This window comes from Brevibacillus formosus, from assembly GCF_003013405.1.
Classification (GTDB): Bacteria; Bacillota; Bacilli; order Brevibacillales; family Brevibacillaceae; genus Brevibacillus; species Brevibacillus formosus.
The window spans coordinates 1-22,658 of record NZ_PXZL01000047.1; the positions used below are offsets into that span (position 1 = coordinate 1).

Genomic DNA, 22,658 nt, shown 5'->3' on the forward strand with positions numbered 1-22,658 from the left:
GACTTGTGGAGTCCTACCGAACGGAGAAGGGATTTGCGGGTAAAAGAAACTTAACGTGCCCTAGCGACGAAGCGGCTACCACTTTTGGGTTTCCCCGGAAGTCCCTTCGGAGCGGGCAGTCTCATCCCCCAGCAGGACGGAGCCTGGAGCCTTGACTGGAAATATTCTTCTCCCCACTACAGCCACATTAACTACTAAGAAAAACAAGCCCAAGGCATTTGCCCTGGACTGTGCGTCTTCTATCTCTTGCTATTCCGCCTTCTTTGTCGCGAGCGCCTGCCCCATCAAGAGAGACTTCCCTTTTTCAACACCCGCTGCCCATTCGAGCTGATTGGATTCCAAGAGCAAGATAACGGTCGAACCAAATTCGAACCAGCCCAGCTCCGACCCTTTTTCATAACGAGGTGTTCCAGCAATCTTCTCGTGGGTTTGGCGACCGTGCTTGATGTTCGTCGTAGCTGTGTTGTAGCAGACCTTCACGCTGCCTACAAACAAGGCTCCGACTTTAACCAAAGCCATTTCGCCCAGGTTATCTGTTTTAATGTGAGTAACCAAGCGTTCATTCCGAGCAAACAATCGGTCTACGTTTTCAATCCCGAGCTGGTTGACCGGGTAGAGTCTGCCAGGCAAATAGCAGTAACTGCTCAAATCGCCCGTTACTGGCATGTGAATCCGGTGGTAGTCCCTTGGACTCAAATAAATGGTGATAAATTTACCACCGTAGTAACGCTTGGCCTCTTCCTCCGAACCGCCCAACAGCTCACTTACACTGAAATCTTTTCCCTTTGCTTGAATCAAGGTCCCTTCGCAAATATCACCCAACTGCGAAACAGTTCCATCTACCGGGCTGACGATGGTATCTGGGCCAGGTGCAATCGGTCTCGCTGCTGGCTTCAGGCGTCGGGAAAAGAACTCCTTCAGCGTGCGGTATTCTGACGCCGGTTTTTCTATGATCGACGTATCAATTTGATAGTGTTTGATGTATCGTTGAATGGCTAATCGACTAAAGGGAGTAGCCGTAATTTTGCCCATAGTCCGTGACATCGCGTTTTGGGGCAAGCGATGAATGAGACCTGGGAGCAGCTTTTTGCCCATAAGAAATGCTCCTTCGTAAAACAACAATACCCTTACTTTACCACTTCTGCTAACAGCCAGTAAACCCCGCACTATTACCAGAGGTTCATCATTTTCTTCAACAGTCTTGCTATACTATAATCATTGCTAAGAAGCCACTTATCAGGAGATATCGGTTATGGTGAAGAAATTCGATATTACTACACTTATCAGTCAGCATGGTGATATCCTAACCAGTCTATTCGATCATATGTCGGACATGTTCTTTCTCATGGCTGTCGAACAAGATGCGGACGGGGAGTATCAGTTTCGCTATGTCCTGATGAATCCATCCGCTATGCACGTCGCCCAATTGAGCGAGGAAGCATACGGAAAAACGTTTGAGGACGTGTATCCTCATGAAAAAGCCAGCTTATTGCAGCACATGTACACACAAGCAGTAAAAAGCGGGAGTCCGATCCATTTTACTGCGAATGGTAACGTTATTGGCGAATCCATTCTTTCTCCTGTCTACGATAGTAATGGCGTATGTACGCATGTCTTTTCCATTACCCGCGATGTTACCGAGCGCACAAATCTGGAGTCACAATTAGCCTATATGGCGTATCATGATGTGCTCACGGGATTGCCGAACAGGCGCCTTCTCTCCGAAAAGCTCCAGCAAGCTCTACGTACTGCCCAATCAAAAGAGGAAATGGTCGCTGCCCTCTATTTGGACTGTGACCGCTTTAAAGAAATCAACGATACATGGGGGCACGACACAGGAGATCTGTTTTTGCAAATGCTGGCTACACGTCTCAAGTCATCCGTTCGAGATGGAGATATCGTGGCACGTCTGGGTGGCGACGAGTTTGTCATCGTCCTGACCGGCATTCACTCCGAACGACAGGTTGAAAAAATTGCGAACCGCATCCTGCTTGCAACGCAAGAGCCATGGATGATTGAGAACCGGATCATACCGTTTTCGACAAGCATAGGCATTGCCCTCTATCCAGCATCTGCAAGCGAAGCCGAACAACTGTTGAGCAATGCAGACAAAGCACTTTATCGGGCCAAAAAGACAGGACGCAATCGTTTCTTTTTCTTTGACCCCAGTGATTATTGACTATAAAACAAAAACACAGCCAATACGGAGAACAGCAAGCTCACCACATACAGAATGATGACCGTCTGCTTCGTAGACAACCCCCGGGACATCAGCCGATGATGAACATGTCGTCGATCCGCTTGGTACATGGGGGAGCCTGCCAAAAGCCGACTGATAATGACCTGTACAGTGTCTATGACGGGCAAGCCTACTGCCAGTACAGTCACGACTAGTGAAATGATTGTAGCCCCTTTCATCGTTCCTTCCAACGAGATCACGCCGAGAGCGAATCCCAAAAACATCGAACCCGCATCACCCATAAAAATTTTCGCCGGATAGAAATTAAAGCGTAGAAAAGCGAGTGCAGCACCAGCCAGTGCAACTGCCAATAATGCCGTTAATTCTTGACCTTTGAGCATCGACAAAAAGAACAAGGTCACCGCTGAGATCACTGTAGCACCGGCAGCGAGCCCGTCGACTCCATCCAAAAAATTCACCATATTGATCAAGCCCACGATCCACAGCACGGTCATCAGCAGGGAAACAAGGATTGGAAAGGAGATATACGTCCCTTCCTCTGCCCCCAGCCACATCAAATTGATTCCCCGAAAGCGAATATCCATGAGAAATGTCAGCGTCGAAACCAGTAATTGCACCATCAGCTTCGGCAATGCCGGAAATTCTTTTTTCCGCGACTTGTACGTATCGTCTACCCATCCAATGGCCACCAGCATGGCCCCTCCAACTGCCAAAACTGCAACAGTTTTTTGCGCCCCTGCAAAAAAAGTTGACACCAACAAAAGACCGACGAACATCGCTAACCCACCAGATAATGGGATCGGCCTGCTATGTCCCTTTCTCCCCTTTGGCATATCCAGCAGCTTTGTTTTCCAAGCCAGCCAATTTGCTACTGGCATCAACAAATACACAACAAAAAATGAGGAGAGTCCTGACACGATATAAGTAAACAGCTACCCTCACCTGCTTTGCCCTTCATTTTGTCCTTAGTGTGGACAAAATGGGAACAAAAAAGCCGCCCCTGTAAAAGAGGCAGCCTTTTTTATTGCGTGGCTTACAGTTTTTCGGAAACCATTTTTGCTTGTGTGAAGAGCAGGAGGTAATCTGGTCCACCCGCTTTGGAGTCTGTACCGGACATGTTGAAGCCTCCGAATGGATGTACGCCCACCAAAGCGCCTGTGCACTTGCGGTTGAAGTACAGGTTACCTACGTGGAACTCTTCGCGAGCGCGCTCCAGGTTCTCACGGTTGCGGCTGATGACAGCGCCAGTCAAGCCGTACTCGGTGTTGTTTGCGATCTCCATTGCATGATCGAAATCGTTGGCTTTGCAGAACGCTACCACTGGGCCAAAGATCTCTTCTTGCATGATGCGAGCTTGTGGGTCTACATCTGCAAATACAGTTGGCATGATGAAGTAGCCGGATTCTGGACCTTTTTCGCCACCTGCAACCAGTTTGCCTTCTGTTTTACCAATCTCGATGTACTCGAGGATTTTGTTGTATGCTTTCTCGTCAACCACAGGACCTGTGTAGAAATCGTTGGTTCTGATGTCGCCCACAGTCAGTTGTTTGGTCAGCTCTACTACGCGGCCCAGTACTTGGTCGTACACGTCTTGGTGTACGATAGCACGGGAGCAAGCGGAACATTTTTGACCAGAGAAACCGAATGCAGAAGCCACGATGGACTGTGCAGCCAACTCGATATCGCAGTCGTTGTCAACCACGATGGAGTCTTTACCGCCCATTTCGGCAACCAGACGCTTCATCCATTTTTGACCTGGACGATGTTTCGCAGCCAGTTCGTTGATACGCAGACCTACGTCACGGGAACCTGTGAAGCTGATGAAACGAGTCAGGTTGTGCTCTACGAGGTAATCCCCGATTTGGCTACCGGAGCCTGGTACGAAGTTTACAACACCAGCTGGTACGCCAGCGTCTTCGAGAATCTCCATGAATTTCGCAGCGATTACTGGAGTAGTAGAAGCAGGCTTCAACACAACAGTGTTACCCGCTACGAGAGCTGCTGTCGTCATACCAACCATGATCGCAAGAGGGAAGTTCCAAGGCGGGATAACGATACCTACACCGAGCGGAACGTAGTACAATTCGTTGTCCTCATCAGGGATACGAGGCAGATCATGGCGTTGGGACAGCTTATCCATTTGACGGCCATAGTATTCCATGAAGTCGATTGCTTCGGCTGTGTCGGCGTCAGCCTCTGCCCAGCTTTTTCCTGCTTCTTTTACGAGCCAAGCAGAGAACTCATGCTTACGGCGACGCAGGATTGCAGCTGCTTTATACAGATAGCGGGAACGTGCTTGCGCAGGCACCTTTTTCCATGTCTCGAAAGTGCTAGCAGCTGTTTGGATCGCTTTTTCAGCCAGCGCTTGGTCAGCCTGGGAAACAACGCCCACTACTTGTTCTTTATTAGAAGGGTTGAAGGAGTTGGATTTCTTCTCAGTTGTGATGCGTTCTCCGCCGATGATAAGCGGATACTCACGGCCAAGCTCACTTTCTACCTTAGCGAGCGCTTCTTCAAATGCCTTTTTATTTTCTGGCAGACTAAAATTGGTAAACGCCTCGTTTTTGAATTCCACTTGCATCTGTGACGCCTCCTTATCGATATCTTCCATGTTCGGATCACTCATAAAACATATGCAAGGATCATACCAACAAAACAATTAAAGGCTCGACTCTATTAGTGTTTGCATTTTTGCCGAAAAATCACCGATAAGATTTAAGAAGTATTCCGAACACTTTTGTACATACATCGTTCAACCTTTCACACATTTGTTCAATCAACTGTCTTTTGTGTACAAAAAAACACCCGACCTTCTCACCTTCTCAGGCGATCATTCGGGTGTTTTATGCTTTTGCTTATTGTCTGTAAATATGCATATACGGCTCTCCACTTGTCGGTCGAATGTAGAGCGACAATGGTTTGTTCATCGATTGTACATACAGGTTCACGTGAACGCTTTTGTCAAAGAGCTGATTAATGCTTCCTGCTGCAAATTGCGTAAATTGCAAAGCCTCTGTCCTGGAGTCATACTCTGCCGTGACGGTAATCGTAATTTCCGTGAGCTTGCCGTCCATGAAACGTCCCAGACCAGTCATCCCGATATATTCAGGGAAATAGCCCTTGGATTGGCGCATCAGCTTGTCGTACTGCAACGACTGCTCTGGGTATTTCTGCTCAACCTCTGGACTTGGGAACAGGAAATATTCCTCTTCGATCGGCAGCCACTTCGATATCGTTGCTTCATTCGCCCCTACTGTACCTGACATGATGAAGTGCCCCGGCACCAGAGTAGAATTCGCCTCCGGTACCTGATACATCAAAACCAGGATCGGAACTTCCGGACTGCTTGCACGTACAGACTGCACGATACGAGCTGCAACCTGCTGACCTTTCGCTTGCAGTTCTTGTGTCGTATACACCTTGTCCTGACCGGTTGCATCCTGATAGTTCGGCGAAAGAGACAAGCCCAACACCATGCCAGCCAGGCTCTTATCCTTCTTGTTCAGGTAATCGTGTTCCAATACGTGCACGAGAATTCCGTTTTTCTTTTTCCCGTTTGGCCCAGCCGTCTTTTCCTGGGCGATCCACTGGGTAACTTGCTCTTTTTTAACCACTTGACCTTCTTGGAAATAATAATCGGACGTCGGGTATGTCTCCCGAGCAAACTCCATCAGGCCTAATTCAAGGTGACTGAAATCGATGCGATATTTCGTATCAGCAAGCATTCCTCGAGTTTGGTTTGGCTGGTACGGGGTAATGCTTCCATAGTAATCCTCGGATACTTCCACTACCTCCGACAAGGACGGTGTAGTAGGCTCAGGAGCTTTGTCCTTACCCCCAGGTATCAACGAGCAGCCAGTCAATGCTATCACAAGAAGTACAGCTGTCAAGAACCTGCATCCTGTCAAAAACTTCACTTTCATAGATTACTCCTTTTCGTATCCAAAGGTGGGCGGTGTACAAATCATTCGTTCCACTTGATCCATTGATTGTCTTCGAGCTTGTAGATCAATGCCGATTCGCCAATTCCCACCCATTTTGTATCCTCGCCACCAGAAGCAATGACAATCAGCTTTTCTGGTGAGCGAGCATCAAGCAAACGCCATTCGCCCTTGATTTTCTCATAGATACCTTTTTCGGTTGCGACAGCGAGAGTTCCAGTTCGTCTGTTAATGGAGAGCGAATAGATCTGCTGAGCTCCGGGAATCTCCTCTGTCTTCCACTGCCCCTCTTCATTATAGAGCAAGCTGAATTGGGCCGCTACATAGAGACGGTCTTGTTCGGGATCAAAGTCCATAGCAAATACTTCCTGATCCATCGGCTGCCACAGACTCCAAGATTGGGCCCCGTCCGTCGATTGATAAATGCCTTCACCCGAGACAAAGGCAAACAGACGTACTTTGTCTCCTTGGCGATTCCCCACAAAGCTGCTGATATTCGCTGGCTCTGGCAACCCCTTGTTGACAGAAGTCCACTTTTTACCGCCATCTGCTGAATGAAGAACCCCATCAATCCCGCCGACAAATATTTGCTTCGGATCATCCGGGTCCACAAACCAACCTTCAATCGCATACTGCTCTAAATCTGTCGAGAGAGATCCCCACATTCCACCGCCAGCCGAGCTATACAATCCTGCATTCGTACCAACCCATATTTGACGAGCATCATCGGTCATCATCAGATTGTGAATGGTTGCTCCCAGTTCCAATACGTCCTGATAGGTCAAGTTCCCTTGTAGAGCAGCAGCTGTGACTGATGGAGGATTCGCATTGACTTGTTTACTGCCAGTACTGCTGTTGCTTCCACAGCCAACCAATTGCAGCATGGCTATTACACCGATTCCCCATTTCAGGAAGCTATTCATGCTCTTCACGTCCCTTCCCTTGCTCATCCGTTGTCGCCACCGTTTTCTTAGGCGTTGCTCTCCAATACTTGCAGGAAGCCTGCTTCGTCCATAACAGCCACGCCTAGTTTTTCTGCCTTCTCCAGCTTGGAGCCGGCTTTTTCGCCTGCAATCACCAGGTCTGTCTTTTTGCTGACGCTGCCTGTTACCTTGCCACCCAAGCGCGCAATCGCTTCCTCTGCCTCCTGCCGCGACATTTGCGTCAAGGTGCCGGTCAAAACGATTGTTTTGCCTGAGAATGGGAGGTCTGCGCCACTCTCAACGCGGACTCCTTTGTACTCCATGTTTACTCCGGCCGCTCGCAGTCTCTCAATAACTGCCTGAGCCTGCGGCTGTGCGAAGTAGTTCACGAGACTCGCAGCCATTTTCGGCCCGATCTCATCGATTTGCGTAATCTCTTCTTCGGATGCCTGCATAATGGCATCGATATTGCCAAAATGCTCCGCGAGAACACGTGCCGCCTTGGCTCCGACCAGACGAATGCCAAGACCGAACAATACGCGCTCCAGCGAGTTCTCCTTGCTCGCTTCAATAGCCGCAAGCAAATTATCTACGGACTTTTCACCCATGCGCTCCATGCCCAGTAGAACATCGCGCTGCTGGTGCAAATAATACAGGTCAGCGACACTGTGGATGATACCGTCGCGATACAGCTGGGCCACTACCTTTTCTCCCAAGCCGTCAATGTTCATAGCCGTACGGGACACGAAATGAATCATGCCTTCACGGATTAGGGCCGGACACATTGGATTGATGCAGCGCAGAGCCACTTCTTCCTCCAAGCGTACCAGCTCACTCCCACATTCAGGGCAATGCGTTGGCATGGCAAACGGCACTTCATTTCCAGTACGACGCTCTGGCAAGACTGCAATAATCTCCGGGATAATGTCCCCCGCTTTTTTGACGACAACATGATCGCCGATAAGGAGGCCTTTTTCCCGAATGATGTCTTCGTTGTGCAAGGAAGCACGCTTCACGGTCGTCCCTGCCAAACTGACTGGCTTCAATAAAGCTGTCGGGGTGACATTGCCTGTACGCCCCACAGATACTTCAATACCTTCGAGAATCGTAACCGCTTCTTCGGCAGGGAACTTGTACGCGATGGCCCAACGCGGACTTTTCGCAGTAAAACCAAGCTCCTCCTGTTGAGCGTAGCTGTCGACCTTGATCACCATGCCGTCGATTTCATAAGGTAAATGAGGACGCTTCTCTGTCCAGCCCGCAATAAAAGCGAGCAGTTCATCGACGTCGTCAAATACACGCCGCTCCTGATTCACCATGAAGCCGAGCTTCTCCAGCAAATCAAGTCCTTCACTGTGCGACTCCACTGTCTCCCCTTGCAAATCGCCAATGCCGTAAATAAACGTATCCAGTTGACGGGATGCGGCAATTTTCGGATCGAGCTGTCTGAGTGAGCCTGCTGCGGAATTGCGCGGGTTGGCAAATAACGCTTCTCCGCGCTCCTCGCGCTCTTTATTCAGCTTTTCAAATGCTCCCTTGGACATGTAAGCCTCACCGCGAACCTCAAGGGTTAACGGCTTCGTCAGCCGCAAAGGTATGGAACGAATCGTTTTCAGGTTTTGTGTGATGTCTTCACCTGTTGTTCCGTCTCCACGTGTAGCCCCGCGGACGAACAGCCCATTTTCATAATGAAGCGACACGGCCAGACCATCAATTTTCAGTTCAGCTACATATCGGACAGCCTGACTGCCAACAGCCTGACGAACCCGTCGGTCAAAATCCCTAATGTCCTCCTCATTAAAGGCGTTGCCGAGACTGAGCATCGGTGTCTTATGAACGACCTTTTCAAAGAAGGGCAGCGGTTCTCCCCCTACACGCAAGGAAGGAGAATCAGGTGACTGCAAATCAGGGAAGCTGGTTTCAAGCTCCTTTAGCTCCCGCATCAATTGATCGTATTCCTGGTCAGAAATCTCAGGTCGATCCTCTTCATGGTAAAGACGATTATGCCGCTCAATTCGTTTCGCTAATTCTTTAATTTTTGTTTCCGCCGTCAATCGATCCATCTCGTTCATCCTTTCTTACTCATACCTGTTCAAAAAGTTGGCTTTTCAGCACCGAGATAATGGCGAGAACCGCACGAAGGAGGAGCGGAGTGTAGGTACCTACATGAGCACCGGACTTCGAAGGTGAACGCCATTATCGATGCGAATAAGCTTCCCGGACTGCTTCGTGATCAAAAGACGACTTTTTGAACCACCTTTTTGCGATTGGCTGTATTGCACATTATCCTTTTTGAATAGGAGCGAACTTCGCTAATAGCTTTTTAATGCCAGTCGGGCTTGGGAAAGCAATGTCGAGCTCCATGTCGTCGCCCGTTCCTTTTACTTTGACGACCGTACCGTTGCCCCATTTGCCATGTGCCACTCTGTCGCCAACCTTCCAATCAACGCCTGCTCCTTGACCGTGTCCAGGCAGTTTTTCACCCGCCGGACGAGTAAATGTAGCAGGTGTGCTGCTTGAGGTTCGCTGACCCATGCCAAATTTCGGAGCAGAGCCTGCTTGAGAGGAGGACGCTCCAAACGGTTTCGCTCCCGTGTCACGTCCAAATGCACTGCCATCACGCTGTCCAAATGCACTGCTGCGCCCACCGCCGAAGCTTCGGTCCGCTGTCGCTGGATTTCCTTCCAACAGCTCAGCCGGAATTTCTTGCAGGAAACGAGACGGCGCATTCACGTTCGTCCGTCCAAACAACGTCCGCATACGGGCACATGTCATGTACAAACGTTCCTCCGCCCGTGTAATTCCCACGTAAGCCAGACGGCGCTCTTCCTCCATCTCAGCATCGTCAAACAAAGAGCGGCTATGCGGGAAGACGCCTTCCTCGCAACCTACCAGGAACACCACAGGGAACTCCAGCCCTTTGGCGCTGTGCAAGGTCATTAATACAACCTGTCCCTCTGCCGATACTTCCTCCTGGGCACCGTCATCTCCCAAGGAATCGATGTCTGCCACCAGCGCGAGGTCAGTCAGGAACGCTAGCAAGCTCTTGTCTTCATTTTTGCGTTCGAACTCCTGGGTTACAGACAGGAACTCCTCGATATTCTCCAGACGAGCCTGTGCTTCCAGCGTCTTTTCTTCTTTTAAAGAATCGCGGTATCCAGAGCGCTTCAGCACTTCTTCCACCAGCTCAGTCACACTCAAGTAATCGGTCATTTGCATCAAATTCGAGATGAGATCATTAAAGGACAGGATCGCATTCGTGGTGCGTGAAGGCAGCCCCATGTAAGCCGTCTCCTGAATCGCTTGGAAAAGGGACTGACCATTTGCGTTCGCATACGCTTGTAGCTTGTCTACCGTCGTATCCCCGATATTACGCTTCGGTACGTTGATAATGCGCTGCAAGCTGATATCGTCATCCGGATTGGAGATGAGACGCAAATAAGCCAAGATGTCCTTGATCTCTTTGCGATCGTAGAACTTGGTTCCGCCGACGATGGTGTACGGCATGTTCGACTTGATGAAAACTTCCTCGACCACACGAGACTGTGCATTCGTCCGATACAAGATCGCGAACTTGTCGTAGCGCTTGTACTGTGCCATCTGCTTGCGAATCGTATCGACGATAAAATACGCCTCGTCGTGCTCGGACTCACCCTGGTAGCACATGATCTTGTCGCCGCCCGGATTCTCTGTCCAGAGCTTCTTTTCCTTGCGCAGCTTGTTATTGGCAATGACTTGGTTCGCCGCCTGCAAAATCGTTTTGGTGGAGCGATAGTTTTGCTCGAGCTTGATGAGCTTGGCTTCTGGATAGTCTTTTTCAAAGTTTAAAATGATCGAGATATCTGCACCGCGCCATTTATAAATACTTTGGTCAGCATCCCCCACACAGCATACATTTCGATACTTGTCTGCCAGCATGGAAATCAAAAGATATTGCGCGCGGTTTGTATCCTGATACTCGTCAACGTGTATGTAACGGAATTTCTTTTGATAAAACTCCAATACTTCCGGCACTTCTTTAAACAGACGAACTGTCGTCATGATCAGATCGTCGAAGTCCAGCGACTGGTTGTTTCTCAGCTTTTTCTGATAAGCCGTGTAAACCTTTGCTGCTACTTGTGCAAATGGATCGCCCGCAAGACGCGTATAGGTTTCTGGATCGGTCAGCTCGTTTTTCGCTCCGCTGATCGCAGCCAAAATCGAACGCGGCTCATACTGCTTCGGATCGATGTTCAATTCTTTTAAACATTGCTTGACGACAGACAGCTGGTCGCCAGCATCCAAAATGGAAAAGCTGCGATTGATGCCGAGTCGGTCGATATCCCTGCGCAAAATCCGCACACACAAGGAGTGAAATGTCGACAGCCATGCATCCTGCGCTGCCGCTCCGCCAATAATGGCAGCCACACGGTTTTGCATCTCCCGCGCTGCTTTGTTAGTGAAGGTGATCGCCAAAATGCTCCAAGGCGCTACCTGTTTAGCACTGATCAGATATGCGATGCGCTGTGTCAGCACCTTGGTCTTGCCGCTACCCGCACCGGCCAAAATCAAGACGGGGCCTTCTGTTGTAAGGACTGCTTCCCGCTGCTCAGGGTTCAGGCCTGCTGTGATACGATCTGCAAAAGACATATGTATAAATCCACCTTTCCACGTTCCCTAGACGAAAGCATATGTTCCTATTTTCGCACAGATCGCAATGGAGTTCCAGTTCGTATCCCGAACAGGAAACATCATCCTTTCGGCAGCAATGGCTCGTACATCAAATAAGCCCGATTCTGCGTCAGCCATTCTTGCTCCACCCATTCTCCTTCCAGCGTGTAAACATCCCGATACAATTCATTTTTCCGTTCATACCCTCCCCAAATCGAAGGAAGGATCTCGTGTTCTTTCTCGATAATGACATACGTCCGTGTCGGTGGCATGTCTGAACGCCATTCCCCTGCCAAATGTGTATCGGTCAGGTAGACATGCAGTTGAAAGGGCTGTTGCGTCCGGTTGGCGATTTGCAAATCCAGATAGTTATAGAAGCAAGTCGCTCCACTTCCAAAAGGCTGTGTCCGATTCGAATCGGGAAAAACATCGTAGCTATGACGATGCCGTTCCGTGACTGTCAAGGGCGTATGCAGGGTCATCCAGTACAGCAGATTCGAGAGCTGACAAAGACCTCCGCCAACTCCGGCCGTGACTCGTCCCTGCGAAAGCAGCATCCCCTCTACATAGCCTTTGCTGCGGGTCGGCTTGCCAATCTGCTTCCAGTATGAAAAGGTTTCCCCGGGATGGATGATCAATCCGTTCAGCCGTTCAATTGCCAGCCGCAAATTGATCACTTTGTTGTGCTGCATCCACATCTCCACGTTCTGCAATGGGCGTAACAAAATCGTTTGATGAGAATAATGGACATAACGCAACCATTCGCTTCTTTTCTCATGAGCGAACCTCGTTCGACTAAATGTCCATTGTACATACCTTTTCCAACGAAAATAGGCCATGCCTGCTGCCAGACGCCACTTTCCCCGTGCGATCGGTTTCATTGTGCACCCCGACTTCCTGATTATTACAATAGACGCAGGAATTCGTGATGAAGTTGCGGTCAAATCCCGGAGATCCCCTCACTTCTTACACTTTTGTAAGCGAGACGTAAGCAAATGCCATTTCTCCTCCATCCCGGGATGAGCTAGGATAGGAAAAGTGCGCGATCGGACGACGAACAACGAGACAAGGAAGTGATGGGATTGAAAGAAAACGCACCTACCATGAACCAGCGAATTGATACATTAGATACCGTACGGGGCTTCGCCTTAATGGGCATTCTCCTCGTCAACATTGTGGCATTGCTGTATGCGCAAACACCTGAAATACGAAGTGTGGACCACTGGCTGTTCCAGTTTTTCAATTTCTTTGTGGAATCTCGCTTCTTCGTGATCTTTTCCTTCTTGTTTGGCGTAGGCTTCTATATTTTCATCAGTCGGGCAAAAGAAAAAGGGGCCAACAGCACCGTTTTATTCATTCGGCGTCTGATTGCGCTACTCGCTCTTGGCTTTGTGCATAAAATGTTTCACCCTGGTGAAGCACTTTTCATCTACGCCATCTTCGGCTTCATCTTACTGCCCTTTTATCGTTTGAAGGCGCGAACCAATCTGATCATCGGCCTTATTTTGTCTATCGCTGTCTGTGCTATTGGCTTCAAAGCGCTTTTGGTGCTTCCCTTGTTTATTTTGGGACTCGCTGTCGGGCAGTACGGGGTCTTTCAAGACATTCCGAGATTTTTGCCTGTGATTAAAAAAGTGCAGGGCGTGACCTTCGCCCTTTCGTTAATCGGCTTGTTTATCCAATACCGTCTGACTCCAGCTGATCCAGCAATGGGTGGAGCGAATCTGGTTGTAGACGATACCATATCAGAAGAAGCCCTTCAGCAGTTGATGAATTACACAATTGCCTTGACCTCCACAGGTCTTGTCATGGCTGCCTTTTACACGACGACCTTAATTCGACTGCTGCAAAATAAAACCGTCCAGACCATCCTCTCTCCACTGACCAGCTATGGGCGCATGGCATTGACAAACTACGTCGGACAAACTGTATTGATCCTTGTGGGAGGCTATGTGTTCGATTGGTTTGGCAATCTCGGCTACCTGCAAACGACACTGATCTGCCTCGGTATCTACGTGGTGCAAATGGTATTAAGCGTACTCTGGCTGTCTGTCTTCCGCATGGGGCCACTTGAGTGGGTATGGCGATTATGTACGTATATGAAAATCACACCGTTGCGAAAATAAACAATCAAAGACCCCAGAAAAGCTGCCTTGGTTGACAACTGCTGGGGTCTCTATATTATTTTTTCGCCAAGTATTTACGAATGTCAAAAGCAACGGCTGCCACAATGATGAGTCCTTTGATGATGAGCTGCCAATACGGGCTGACTCCGATAAACGTAAGACCGTAGTTGATGACGCCAAAAATAAGGACACCCGCAAGCACACCTGGAACGGTGCCAATTCCGCCGGACGTCGAGACTCCACCTACCACACAGGCTGCAATGGCGTCCAGCTCGTACATATTGCCGTAGTTGTTCGTCGCGCCACCTGTCCGGGCTGCCTCTAGAACACCACCGAGTCCATACAGGGCACCAGCAATGGCATAGATAATCATGAGGTTGAAAGCGACGTTGATCCCGGAAACAGTGGCGGCCTGCATGTTGCCTCCGATGGCGTACATGTTTTTACCAAGCCGTGTTTTGTTGAAAATCACCCAGACGATAAACGCAACCATGATCGCAATGATGACGATATACGGGATTGAATACGGGCCACTCGGGCCGATGTACCCTGTCCCAAGCTGATTGAAGTCACTCCGCAATCCAGCTATTGGCTGCGATTGATTGGGCTCCAGATCAAAATAGATGGAGTTGAACCCGTATACAATGACCATCATGCCCAACGTGGCGATAAAAGGGGGCACACTAAAACGAGCCACAATAATGCCGTTGATCAAGCCAACCAGCAAGCCCGCACCAATTGCGATGAGAATGGGGATAAGCAACGGCAAATCAGGCAAGTCCGGGAAAAATCTCCGCGGATAGTCTTGAGTTTGCAGCATCGAGGCGGAGATGACAGCTGTCAATCCGACCACTCGCCCCGCGGAAAGATCCGTTCCGCCTGTAATAAGAACAAAGGCAGCGCCCAAGGCAATAATGGCGCGAGTAGAGGATTGCATCAAAATATCCCGAAGCGTTGTAATGGAAAGAAAATTGGGATCATAAATCGCAATTCCCGCTATCAACAAAACCAGAACGATATAGATGGCATTTTGCGTAACAAAGCCGTGCACCTGTTTCGCAGACAACTGTGACATACTAGTTCCCCTCCTTTCTCATGCAAGATGCTTGGTAGCAAGCCGCATGATCTCTTCTTCGGTCGCGGCTGTACCTGACAAAAAACCAGAGAGCTTCCCCTCACACATGACCATGATTCGATCTGACATGCCAAGCAACTCCGGCATTTCCGAAGAAATCATGATGATGCCTTTTCCTTGGCTCGCCAACTCCGCGATGATGGTGTAAATTTCGTATTTAGCCCCGACATCAACTCCACGCGTAGGTTCGTCCAGCAATAAAATATCCGGATCAGTCAAAAGCCACCGCGCCAGCAGAACCTTTTGCTGATTGCCCCCTGACAAGTTTTTGATCAGTGCTTTCATAGAGGGGGTCTTAACGCGGAGCATCTCGATGCTGCGGCTGACATCGGCTCTTCGCTTGCGCTCATTGAGAAGCAGAAAAGGCGTTTGATAACTCGCCAAATTCGCAATGACCGTATTTTCCAGAATCGATAAGACAGGAATGATGCCGGTTACTCGCCGCTCCTCCGTCAAGAGCGCCATTTTGTATTTCTTCGCATCCTTCGGTGATTTGATCCGTACCTCCCGACCGTTGATCGACACTTTTCCCGCTGACACTGCGCGCAGTCCAAACAATGCCTCGATCAGCTCTGTTCGTTGTGCGCCCACGAGGCCGCCTACGCCTAAGATTTCACCTTTGCGCAATTCAAACGACACATGCTGAAATGACTGAGAAAATGGGGAGGTCAGTCCCTCTACCTTCAAAATTGGTTCGCCTGGTGTGTTGGATCGACTTGGGAAACGCTGCGTCAGGTCCCGTCCGACCATTTTGGAGATGATCAGGTCTGTCGTCAGCTCAGCTGCCCGCCATGTTCCGATGAGCTTGCCATCGCGCATGATCGTCACGTCATCCGCAATCCGCAAAATTTCTTCCATCTTGTGTGAAATATAGATGATGGCGACACCTCTGCTCTTTAGTTCGCGGATGATCGCAAATAGCTGCTCCACCTCGTTTCCCGTCAGTGAGGACGTCGGTTCGTCCATAATGATCACCTTGGATTGGTAGGAGACAGCTTTGGCAATCTCAAGCGACTGTACCTTAGATACAGACAAATCACGGACAACAGCGTGCGGATTCAGGTCCATTCCCAGATCACTAAACAGCTTCACCGTATCCGAAAGCATCTTCTTCTCATCCACAAACGGAAAAGGACCGATTCTTTTGACCGGAAAACGTCCTAGCCATATGTTTTCCATGACATTGCGAAAGGGCACCGGATGCAGCTCTTGATGAATCATAGAGATGCCATGTGCCAACGCGTCCTTTGAGCTGCTCATTGTCACCTGCTTATTGTTTAAGATGATTTCTCCCGCATCTGGCCGATAAATTCCGAAGAGACACTTCATCAGGGTCGATTTACCCGCTCCATTCTCTCCCATCAGTGCATGGACTGTTCCCGGACGGACTTTTAACGTGACATCATCGAGTGCCTTGACCCCTGGAAATTCTTTATGAATGTGATTCATTTCCAACAAAAACCCCTGCTGGGCCATGGAATGCCCTCCTCTTTTCAAAATCATCCCCATCGCTGAAACAGGAGAGTCGGATTCGTCTCTTCACCGACTCTCCTGCTTTTTATTTCGCCTCGTTCATGTTCTCCTTGGTGATTTTTTTGTAGGGCACCCACACGTACTTGCCGTCTGTAATGTCAAAGCCTGTAGAATCTTTTGTTGGCGTTTCACCTTTCGCCAAAGACGCCGCGATGCTAAGAGTCGCTTTTCCTTGGTTATTCGCATCGTTGAGGACCGTTCCGAGCAAGGTTCCCGCCTCCAGCTCCTTTAGCGCAGGCGCTGTGGCATCCACGCCAACAACGGGCATGTACTTGCCGTTTGCAAAATAGCCAGATGCCTTCAGCGCTTCGATTGCCCCCAGAGCCATATCGTCGTTGTTGGCAAGAACGGCTTCGATCTTGTCACCGGAAGCTGCGAGGAAGGCTGCCATCTTTTCCTGTCCTTTTACGCGATCCCACATGGCCGTATCTTCCGCGACCTTCTCTACTTTAATCCCTGCATCTTCAATCGCCTTTACCGAAAACTTCGTTCGCAGCTCCGCATCCTGATGCCCTGGCTCCCCTTTTAACATGACGTATTGGAGAACACCATCCTTGTTTTTATCTGCTTCCGGATTTGCCTTCCAGTAATCGACGATCAGTTCCCCAGAGATCGTGCCGGATTCCTCCGCTTTTGCTCCTACGTAGTAGACCTTATCCCACTTCTGCATATCCTCTGGCATCGGCTCACGGTTAAAGAAGACGACAGGGATATTGGCCTGCTTCGCCTTGTCGATAAGGACACCAGCAGCTGTGCGATCCACCGGATTGATGGCGAGGGCATTTACCTTTTTGTTAATGAACAAATCTACTTTGTCATTTTGCGTAGGCTGGGCATTTTGGCTGTCTACAATGTCCACTTCCGCCTTGCCCTCCGCTGCTTTTGAAATCGCATTGCGCACTCCTGTCATGAACGTATCATCGAACTTGTAGATGGCGACTCCGATTTTGGGATTCCCCGCAGGAGCCGATCCTCCCCCCGACGCTGCCGGCTGCGAACCGCCTGATTGTGAGCATCCAACCACCGAGAGCGTAACAGCGGCCACCAGTGTAGTGGCAATCAGCTTTCTCATTCGATAATCCCCCTTTATCCCCCTATGTTTACATCTGATATATACAAAATGTAAGCGTTTTCTCGAATGTGTTCCATCGAAAATCCTGCGCATTTCTATCAAAATTCTCATATATTTTTCGTTGGCCTATTTAACGAAGGGGAAGAGGAGCTTTTGATTCTCCGACCAGAACATATTCTCCCGATCGATTACTTTTGTTCCGGTGTCGACCAGACTGGGTACTGCTTCGCCATCGCTCGCTTCGACTGCGTACTTGACGCCGAGATATCCCATCGATAGCGGCTTTTGGATGATCGTAGCGGAAATGATTCCTTCCTGCAAATACTCCAGCACTTCCAGCGGACTGTCGATTGCGACGATTTTGACGTTGTCCCGCAGTCCACTGTTTTCCATTTCCTCGGCCACACCAATCGCTGTAGTGGCATCGAGTGCAATCACTCCTTTCAACTGCGGATGCTTGCGGATCAGTTCGCGCGTCCACTCACCGATCTGCTTTTTATCTGAGGGAACATTTTCGTTGGCAACCAGTTCAACCTGCATTTCCCGTGGGAGCAAATCGAGGACGCCCTGTTCTCTTCGTTTGGCATTTTCCTTTACCCGATTTGTGCCGAGTAATGCGATTTGTCCCTTTTTTCCGATCAGGTACACCATTTTTTCGAATGCCTTCTTGCCCATATCGTAGTTATCCGTCCCAATATAGCTTTTGACGGCTGAATCTTTTCCGTCGGTGTCGAGCACAAGGATCGGGATAGCCCGCTCCCTTGTCAGCTTGATGGCTTCACGCAAAACTTGCTCGTCACTAGGTGCCACCACGATTGTCTCGGAGCCATCTGCGATAGCCTGATGAACCAGCTCCATTTGCCTTTGGGCATCTTCCTCATAGTCCGGCGCGTAAAAATTCAGGTTTCGCTCATATTCCTTGGCAGCCATCTCCGCCCCGAGCTTGACCGTTCGCCAATAATCACCGTGCTTCATACGAACGATCAGCGCCACTGTCTTTTTCTTGTCTACTTCCACATTCGTTAGTGAAGCACTACACGAGTAAAAAAGCGTCACCGCTACCAAAGCGACCAGTCCATATACGCTAAAACGTTTCCCCGCTGCTGTCATAAACGATCTCGCTCCTCTGCAACCTGCCGCGGAATCCATACACGCACAATGGTGCCCTCTTCCTGTTCGCTCGCGATTTCCAAGCCGTACTGTTCGCCGAAGGTCAAGCGGATCCGCTCTTGCACGTTTTGAATTCCAACGCCCGAACCTTCTTCGCTTTTGTAAAAGCCAGCCTTTACTTGTGCAAGAACATCTGGGGACATGCCCAAGCCATTGTCGCTTACCTGAAGTAACACCTTACCGTCGATGAGTGCAGCAAATATACGAATCCATCCCGGATCAGCCAAATGCTCAATCCCGTGATAGATAGCGTTTTCCACAATCGGCTGGAGCAGTAACTTCAGCGTCAGACAGTTGAGCACCTCATCCTCATTTTCGACCACGATCTCGTATTCAAACTTTTGCTTGTACCTCATTTTTTGAATAATGAGATAATGCCGCACATGCTCCAGCTCTTCGCGCACCGTGATAATGTTCTTGCCTCTGCTTAGGCTAATTCGAAACAGCTTTGACAACGAAGTGATCGTGGTGATGACATCCTCGTTTTTTCCGTTGCCGACCATTCTGACCACAGAGTTAAGCGTGTTGTACAGAAAATGCGGATTGATCTGTGCCTGCAGCACCTCCAGCTCGCTTTTTCGTTTGGCTTCCTGCTCACGAATGATTTGGTGCATCAATTCCCTGACCTTCGCGACCATCAGATGAAAACGCAAGGAGAGCTGTTCGACCTCATGGCTTCCCCGGATCGGTTCACTCTCTGAAAAGTCTCCCTGCTCCACCTTTTCCATGGATCGCTCCAGCAGCTTGATCGGTCGTGATATTTTTGCAGAGAGATAGTGCAGCACGAACAACACGATAACAATCACAAAGATGAGCAGCCAAAAAATGAAGCGGCTGATTTCTTTTTTGGTCGTCACGATCTCGTCCATGTAGGAAACCCCAATGATTTTCCAGCCTAGCTGGTCGATCGTCTTGATGGTGATCAAACGCGCTTCGTCCTGTGTCTCTTCTACATAGCTGCCGTAAGAATGCTTCAGCGGCAAGGAACGGTTTTCATTTTTCAATCCGGCGTAAATCAACTGCTGCTGCGGATGGTAGACGATGTTTCCAACCAAATCGATGATGTAGACGTACCCCTTTTTTCCCAAGCCCACTCTTTGGCACAACTCATCGATCTCCTTGAAATTCACATCGACTAAAAGTACAGCCGGAATTTCTTCGTCAGGTCCGTGGAGAAGAATTTCTCGACTCATCGAAACGACCCAGGTGTACTCCCCTTTAAACAAGTTCTGGATATGCGGGAGCGAAAAGGACAGGTTCGTCGGGTCCTCGATCGCCTTTTGGAACCAGCTCTGTTCGGTCAAACGAGTGTTGTTCCTCAGCACTTTGGAAGGAGTTGTGGCCAATAGAGTTCCGTCTCGTGTAAAAACCGCGATGGAGACGATGTCCTTTCTCGTTTCTAAGATTGTCTCAAGCTGTTCGCTCAGCTTGTCTGACGTGAGTCCCTTGCTTCTTCTGATCTTGTCATCGACGAGTTCAAAAATTTGCGTCATCCCGTTCAAATAGCTGTCCAGATTGTATTTCACCTGCTCCAGAATTTGCTGCGTGTGCAGATAGGCGTTTTGTTCTGCCGTCTGCGCAAATTTTCCGTACAGCATCACCCCGACAAACAGCATGACGAGTACCGTCACGAGTGTAAAGGAAGTGGTAATGATAAATTGAATGCCTTTTACCTTGATCACCGCGAGCAATCTTTTCATGGATTAACCTTCCTGCTCGCTCTGACTTCTGTACTCTTTAGGGGACATCCCTGTATACTTGCGAAAGCTGAAGCTAAAGTAATTAGGATCGGTATATCCTACTTTCTCCGCGATTTCAAAGGACTTCAAATCGGTCGTCCGCAAAAGCTCCTTGGCCTTTTCCATGCGCAATGACAGGAGATAGGACACAAAGGTGGTTTTCGTCTCTTTCTTGAAAATACCGCTAAAATAACCGAGGCTGATGTGCAGATGCTCGCACACCTTGTGGATGGATATGTCGGGAGAATGATAATGCGCGTGGGTGTAGTCCAATGCCTGTGTGATCAAGCGCCTGTACGTTGTTTGCCGTCCGCTTGCGATACTCGCCATGAGGCGCTCACAAATATCTGTGATCTGTTCTCGGGCATCCTCCATACCGGTAAAAGTCGTCATGACCTGCAACAGATAACGTTGCCCGCCAAACAGTCGATCCATGTCAACTTCGGCACGATGGGCAGTCTTCAAAATGGTCGTCATAATCTCCAACAAATACATTCGGTAATCCTCAATGGATACGGGCACACCCGCCACCTGATCAAACAATTCATCAATCACGTTCCGAAGCTCCGCACTCGTCCCTATTTTGATGCACCGAACCAATTCATGCTCCCTTCTCTCATCGAGGCGTATCTGCTCACTCGTTTGCTTTTCCACGTCATTGATCACAATCATCCTGTTGCAGCCGAGGATGCTTTTGTAATCGAGTGCCTGCATAGCGTCCTCATACGAATAAGGGAGTGCTGCAATATCTGTCACGACGTTGCCGATTCCGATTGTTACCGTGATGCTCATATATTTTTCAATCGTTCGCCTAATTTCTTCTGCAATATTTTGTGTTCGCACGTCGATTCTCTGCGTGTCGTCTGCTTTTGTTTGCATGAGCAGCACGACCTGATCTTCATGGAGAAAAACAATACCCGCCTGTTTGCCTGCGTTCAGCTGCTCTTCTGCGATATTTTTCACAGCGAAAAGAAACAACTGCTGCTCCTCCTGTTTGGGCTGGTCTATACAGATAACAGCCACGAGGTATTCGGGACTCCTGAGCTCTATCCCGTATTCCCAGGCTTTTGCAAAAACATCGTGCTGTACGAGTTGACGACTCAGCAAAGATGATAAAAAAACCTCCCGTAAAACCGGCAAGCTTTTTCGATAGCTATCGCGCAGCAGCTGAACGTTTTCCCGATGGGCAGCCTCTTCGTCCATCCGTCGCTTGACCTTGTCCAGCGCTTCCATCAGCTCAATCGCAGAAAACGGCTTGAGCACATATTCGTCAATTTGCAGCTTCACCGCCTTTTGCGCGTATTCGAACTCATCAAACCCAGTCAAGATAATGATGCGAATGGCAGGGTAATCACGCCCGATAGACTCCGCCAGCTGAAGTCCGTTCATAAAGGGCATCTTGATGTCGGTTACGACAACGTCCGGTCGCAGTCTCTCTACCAGCTCCAATGCCTCCCTGCCGTTTTCTGCTTTGGCAACCACCTCGTATCCGCGGCTATGCCAGTCAATTTCTTGGCTAACCCCTTCTCTTACATCTTCTTCGTCATCTACCAATATTAGCTTATACATAGACACCTCCCGCTGTTGTACTTGTACAACGGGAGGCGATTATTTTCCTGCAAATAGAATGGTATGGCGCTACCATGTCTTATTCAGATCTTCTGCGTAGAACAGAATGGCTTTTTTATAGGCCAAAATCGTAGGATCGCTTGAGGTTTCTGCGAGGTTTTTCAGGAGGAGATTCATGGCTTCGTGATGCTTCCCGAGATTGTAATACGCCATGGAAAGAAAAATCGGAAAGGAACGGTCACAGGGGAACTGCTGCATCCCCTTTTCGAGCGTAGCTGCTGCCTGCTCGTATTGTCCCAGCGTGCGATACGTACTACCCAGACCGAGTAATGCCCCTTGCAGGTCGTCTTCGACAGACAGTCCGAGCTCAATCGCTTTTTCGTAAAAGGGAACGGCTTCCTTCTCCAACCCTGCTGCGTCGTGGCACCAAGCACATTGGTAATGGGCGACAGGATCAGTCGGAGATTGGCTGACGAGCTGAAGGGCAAGCTGGATCGCTTCGTCCAGATGCCCTTCTTTTCGCAGATGCATGATAGTTTGGATCATCGGGTTCATGTGAGCACTTCCTTTGCCTGGGTATCTCTCTTCCCCCTAGCGTAA

General features: G+C 49.4%; 17 protein-coding genes. 2 read left to right on the forward strand and 15 right to left on the reverse strand.

Annotated features, from left to right (window positions below; translation table 11 throughout):
• Positions 1-249 precede the first annotated feature (249 nt).
• Positions 250-1,095 carry an archaetidylserine decarboxylase gene (gene asd / locus C7R91_RS28680; RefSeq protein ID WP_047072226.1) on the reverse strand — a complete coding sequence of 282 codons (846 nt, stop codon included), beginning with the start codon at positions 1,093-1,095 and terminating at the stop codon, positions 250-252.
• Positions 1,096-1,252: 157 nt separating this feature from the next.
• Between asd and C7R91_RS28685 the strand changes: the two genes are divergently transcribed.
• Entirely contained in the window at positions 1,253-2,179 is a 927-nt protein-coding gene (locus tag C7R91_RS28685; RefSeq protein ID WP_047072227.1) for a diguanylate cyclase domain-containing protein, read from the forward strand.
• Here the strand turns inward: C7R91_RS28685 and C7R91_RS28690 are convergent.
• The 7 genes from C7R91_RS28690 to C7R91_RS28720 form a co-directional block, all read right to left on the reverse strand.
• On the reverse strand, positions 2,173-2,976 hold the full coding sequence (locus tag C7R91_RS28690) for an MraY family glycosyltransferase (protein WP_047072462.1): 804 nt from the start codon (positions 2,974-2,976) through the stop codon (positions 2,173-2,175). The genes C7R91_RS28685 and C7R91_RS28690 overlap by 7 nt on opposite strands.
• Positions 2,977-3,233: 257 nt before the next feature.
• Positions 3,234-4,781 carry an L-glutamate gamma-semialdehyde dehydrogenase gene (pruA, locus tag C7R91_RS28695; RefSeq protein ID WP_047072228.1) on the reverse strand — a complete coding sequence of 516 codons (1,548 nt, stop codon included), beginning with the start codon at positions 4,779-4,781 and terminating at the stop codon, positions 3,234-3,236.
• A gap of 274 nt (positions 4,782-5,055) precedes the next feature.
• Complete coding sequence (locus C7R91_RS28700) at positions 5,056-6,123, reverse strand: CamS family sex pheromone protein (protein ID WP_047072229.1); 1,068 nt, start codon at positions 6,121-6,123, stop codon at positions 5,056-5,058.
• A gap of 41 nt (positions 6,124-6,164) precedes the next feature.
• Positions 6,165-7,091, reverse strand: coding sequence for a WD40/YVTN/BNR-like repeat-containing protein (locus C7R91_RS28705; protein ID WP_047072230.1), 927 nt, complete (start codon positions 7,089-7,091; stop codon positions 6,165-6,167).
• A 20-nt stretch (positions 7,092-7,111) separates the two neighbouring features.
• Complete coding sequence (gene ligA, locus C7R91_RS28710) at positions 7,112-9,127, reverse strand: NAD-dependent DNA ligase LigA (RefSeq protein WP_047072231.1); 2,016 nt, start codon at positions 9,125-9,127, stop codon at positions 7,112-7,114.
• Between the two features lie 220 nt (positions 9,128-9,347).
• On the reverse strand, positions 9,348-11,693 hold the full coding sequence (gene pcrA, locus C7R91_RS28715) for a DNA helicase PcrA (RefSeq protein WP_047072232.1): 2,346 nt from the start codon (positions 11,691-11,693) through the stop codon (positions 9,348-9,350).
• 101 nt (positions 11,694-11,794) lie between these two features.
• The gene (locus C7R91_RS28720) at positions 11,795-12,595 is read right to left on the reverse strand and encodes a VanW family protein (protein ID WP_047072233.1); all 801 of its coding nucleotides are present in this window, start codon (positions 12,593-12,595) and stop codon (positions 11,795-11,797) included.
• Positions 12,596-12,790: 195 nt separating this feature from the next.
• Here C7R91_RS28720 and C7R91_RS28725 point away from each other — a divergent pair, with 195 nt between their 5' ends.
• Positions 12,791-13,840, forward strand: coding sequence for a DUF418 domain-containing protein (locus C7R91_RS28725; RefSeq protein WP_047072234.1), 1,050 nt, complete (start codon positions 12,791-12,793; stop codon positions 13,838-13,840).
• Positions 13,841-13,895: 55 nt separating this feature from the next.
• Here C7R91_RS28725 and mglC read toward each other — a convergent pair whose 3' ends face one another.
• From mglC to C7R91_RS28760, 7 genes are all read right to left on the reverse strand, one after another.
• A complete protein-coding gene (mglC, locus tag C7R91_RS28730; protein ID WP_047072235.1) occupies positions 13,896-14,915 on the reverse strand; it encodes a galactose/methyl galactoside ABC transporter permease MglC in 1,020 nt (339 codons plus the stop codon).
• Positions 14,916-14,933: 18 nt separating this feature from the next.
• Complete coding sequence (locus tag C7R91_RS28735; protein WP_047072236.1) at positions 14,934-16,451, reverse strand: sugar ABC transporter ATP-binding protein; 1,518 nt, start codon at positions 16,449-16,451, stop codon at positions 14,934-14,936.
• An 82-nt stretch (positions 16,452-16,533) separates the two neighbouring features.
• A complete protein-coding gene (locus tag C7R91_RS28740) occupies positions 16,534-17,580 on the reverse strand; it encodes a galactose ABC transporter substrate-binding protein (protein WP_047072237.1) in 1,047 nt (348 codons plus the stop codon).
• 126 nt (positions 17,581-17,706) lie between these two features.
• Positions 17,707-18,690 carry a substrate-binding domain-containing protein gene (locus tag C7R91_RS28745; RefSeq protein WP_047072238.1) on the reverse strand — a complete coding sequence of 328 codons (984 nt, stop codon included), beginning with the start codon at positions 18,688-18,690 and terminating at the stop codon, positions 17,707-17,709.
• Positions 18,687-20,450, reverse strand: a complete 1,764-nt coding sequence (locus C7R91_RS28750) for a cache domain-containing sensor histidine kinase (protein ID WP_047072239.1) — start codon at positions 20,448-20,450, stop codon at positions 18,687-18,689. Before C7R91_RS28750 ends, C7R91_RS28745 begins: the two co-directional genes overlap by 4 nt.
• A 3-nt stretch (positions 20,451-20,453) precedes the next feature.
• A complete protein-coding gene (locus C7R91_RS28755) occupies positions 20,454-22,058 on the reverse strand; it encodes a response regulator transcription factor (protein ID WP_047072240.1) in 1,605 nt (534 codons plus the stop codon).
• 69 nt (positions 22,059-22,127) lie between these two features.
• Positions 22,128-22,613 (reverse strand): tetratricopeptide repeat protein, encoded by a 486-nt coding sequence (locus C7R91_RS28760; protein ID WP_047072241.1) that lies wholly within the window; start codon positions 22,611-22,613, stop codon positions 22,128-22,130.
• Between the last annotated feature and the right edge of the window lie 45 nt (positions 22,614-22,658).

Coding starts and splice junctions, on each gene's coding strand:
- C7R91_RS28735 (WP_047072236.1), bottom strand. CDS start 16,451: ATGGCCCAGCAGGGGTTTTTGTTGGAAATGAATCACATTCATAAAGAA.
- C7R91_RS28755 (WP_047072240.1), bottom strand. CDS start 22,058: ATGTATAAGCTAATATTGGTAGATGACGAAGAAGATGTAAGAGAAGGG.
- C7R91_RS28685 (WP_047072227.1), top strand. CDS start 1,253: ATGGTGAAGAAATTCGATATTACTACACTTATCAGTCAGCATGGTGAT.
- C7R91_RS28705 (WP_047072230.1), bottom strand. CDS start 7,091: ATGAGCAAGGGAAGGGACGTGAAGAGCATGAATAGCTTCCTGAAATGG.
- C7R91_RS28725 (WP_047072234.1), top strand. CDS start 12,791: ATGGGATTGAAAGAAAACGCACCTACCATGAACCAGCGAATTGATACA.
- ligA (WP_047072231.1), bottom strand. CDS start 9,127: ATGGATCGATTGACGGCGGAAACAAAAATTAAAGAATTAGCGAAACGA.
- C7R91_RS28700 (WP_047072229.1), bottom strand. CDS start 6,123: ATGAAAGTGAAGTTTTTGACAGGATGCAGGTTCTTGACAGCTGTACTT.
- C7R91_RS28745 (WP_047072238.1), bottom strand. CDS start 18,690: ATGACAGCAGCGGGGAAACGTTTTAGCGTATATGGACTGGTCGCTTTG.
- C7R91_RS28720 (WP_047072233.1), bottom strand. CDS start 12,595: ATGAAACCGATCGCACGGGGAAAGTGGCGTCTGGCAGCAGGCATGGCC.
- C7R91_RS28750 (WP_047072239.1), bottom strand. CDS start 20,450: ATGAAAAGATTGCTCGCGGTGATCAAGGTAAAAGGCATTCAATTTATC.
- mglC (WP_047072235.1), bottom strand. CDS start 14,915: ATGTCACAGTTGTCTGCGAAACAGGTGCACGGCTTTGTTACGCAAAAT.
- C7R91_RS28760 (WP_047072241.1), bottom strand. CDS start 22,613: ATGAACCCGATGATCCAAACTATCATGCATCTGCGAAAAGAAGGGCAT.
- asd (WP_047072226.1), bottom strand. CDS start 1,095: ATGGGCAAAAAGCTGCTCCCAGGTCTCATTCATCGCTTGCCCCAAAAC.
- C7R91_RS28740 (WP_047072237.1), bottom strand. CDS start 17,580: ATGAGAAAGCTGATTGCCACTACACTGGTGGCCGCTGTTACGCTCTCG.
- pruA (WP_047072228.1), bottom strand. CDS start 4,781: ATGCAAGTGGAATTCAAAAACGAGGCGTTTACCAATTTTAGTCTGCCA.
- pcrA (WP_047072232.1), bottom strand. CDS start 11,693: ATGTCTTTTGCAGATCGTATCACAGCAGGCCTGAACCCTGAGCAGCGG.
- C7R91_RS28690 (WP_047072462.1), bottom strand. CDS start 2,976: ATGTTCGTCGGTCTTTTGTTGGTGTCAACTTTTTTTGCAGGGGCGCAA.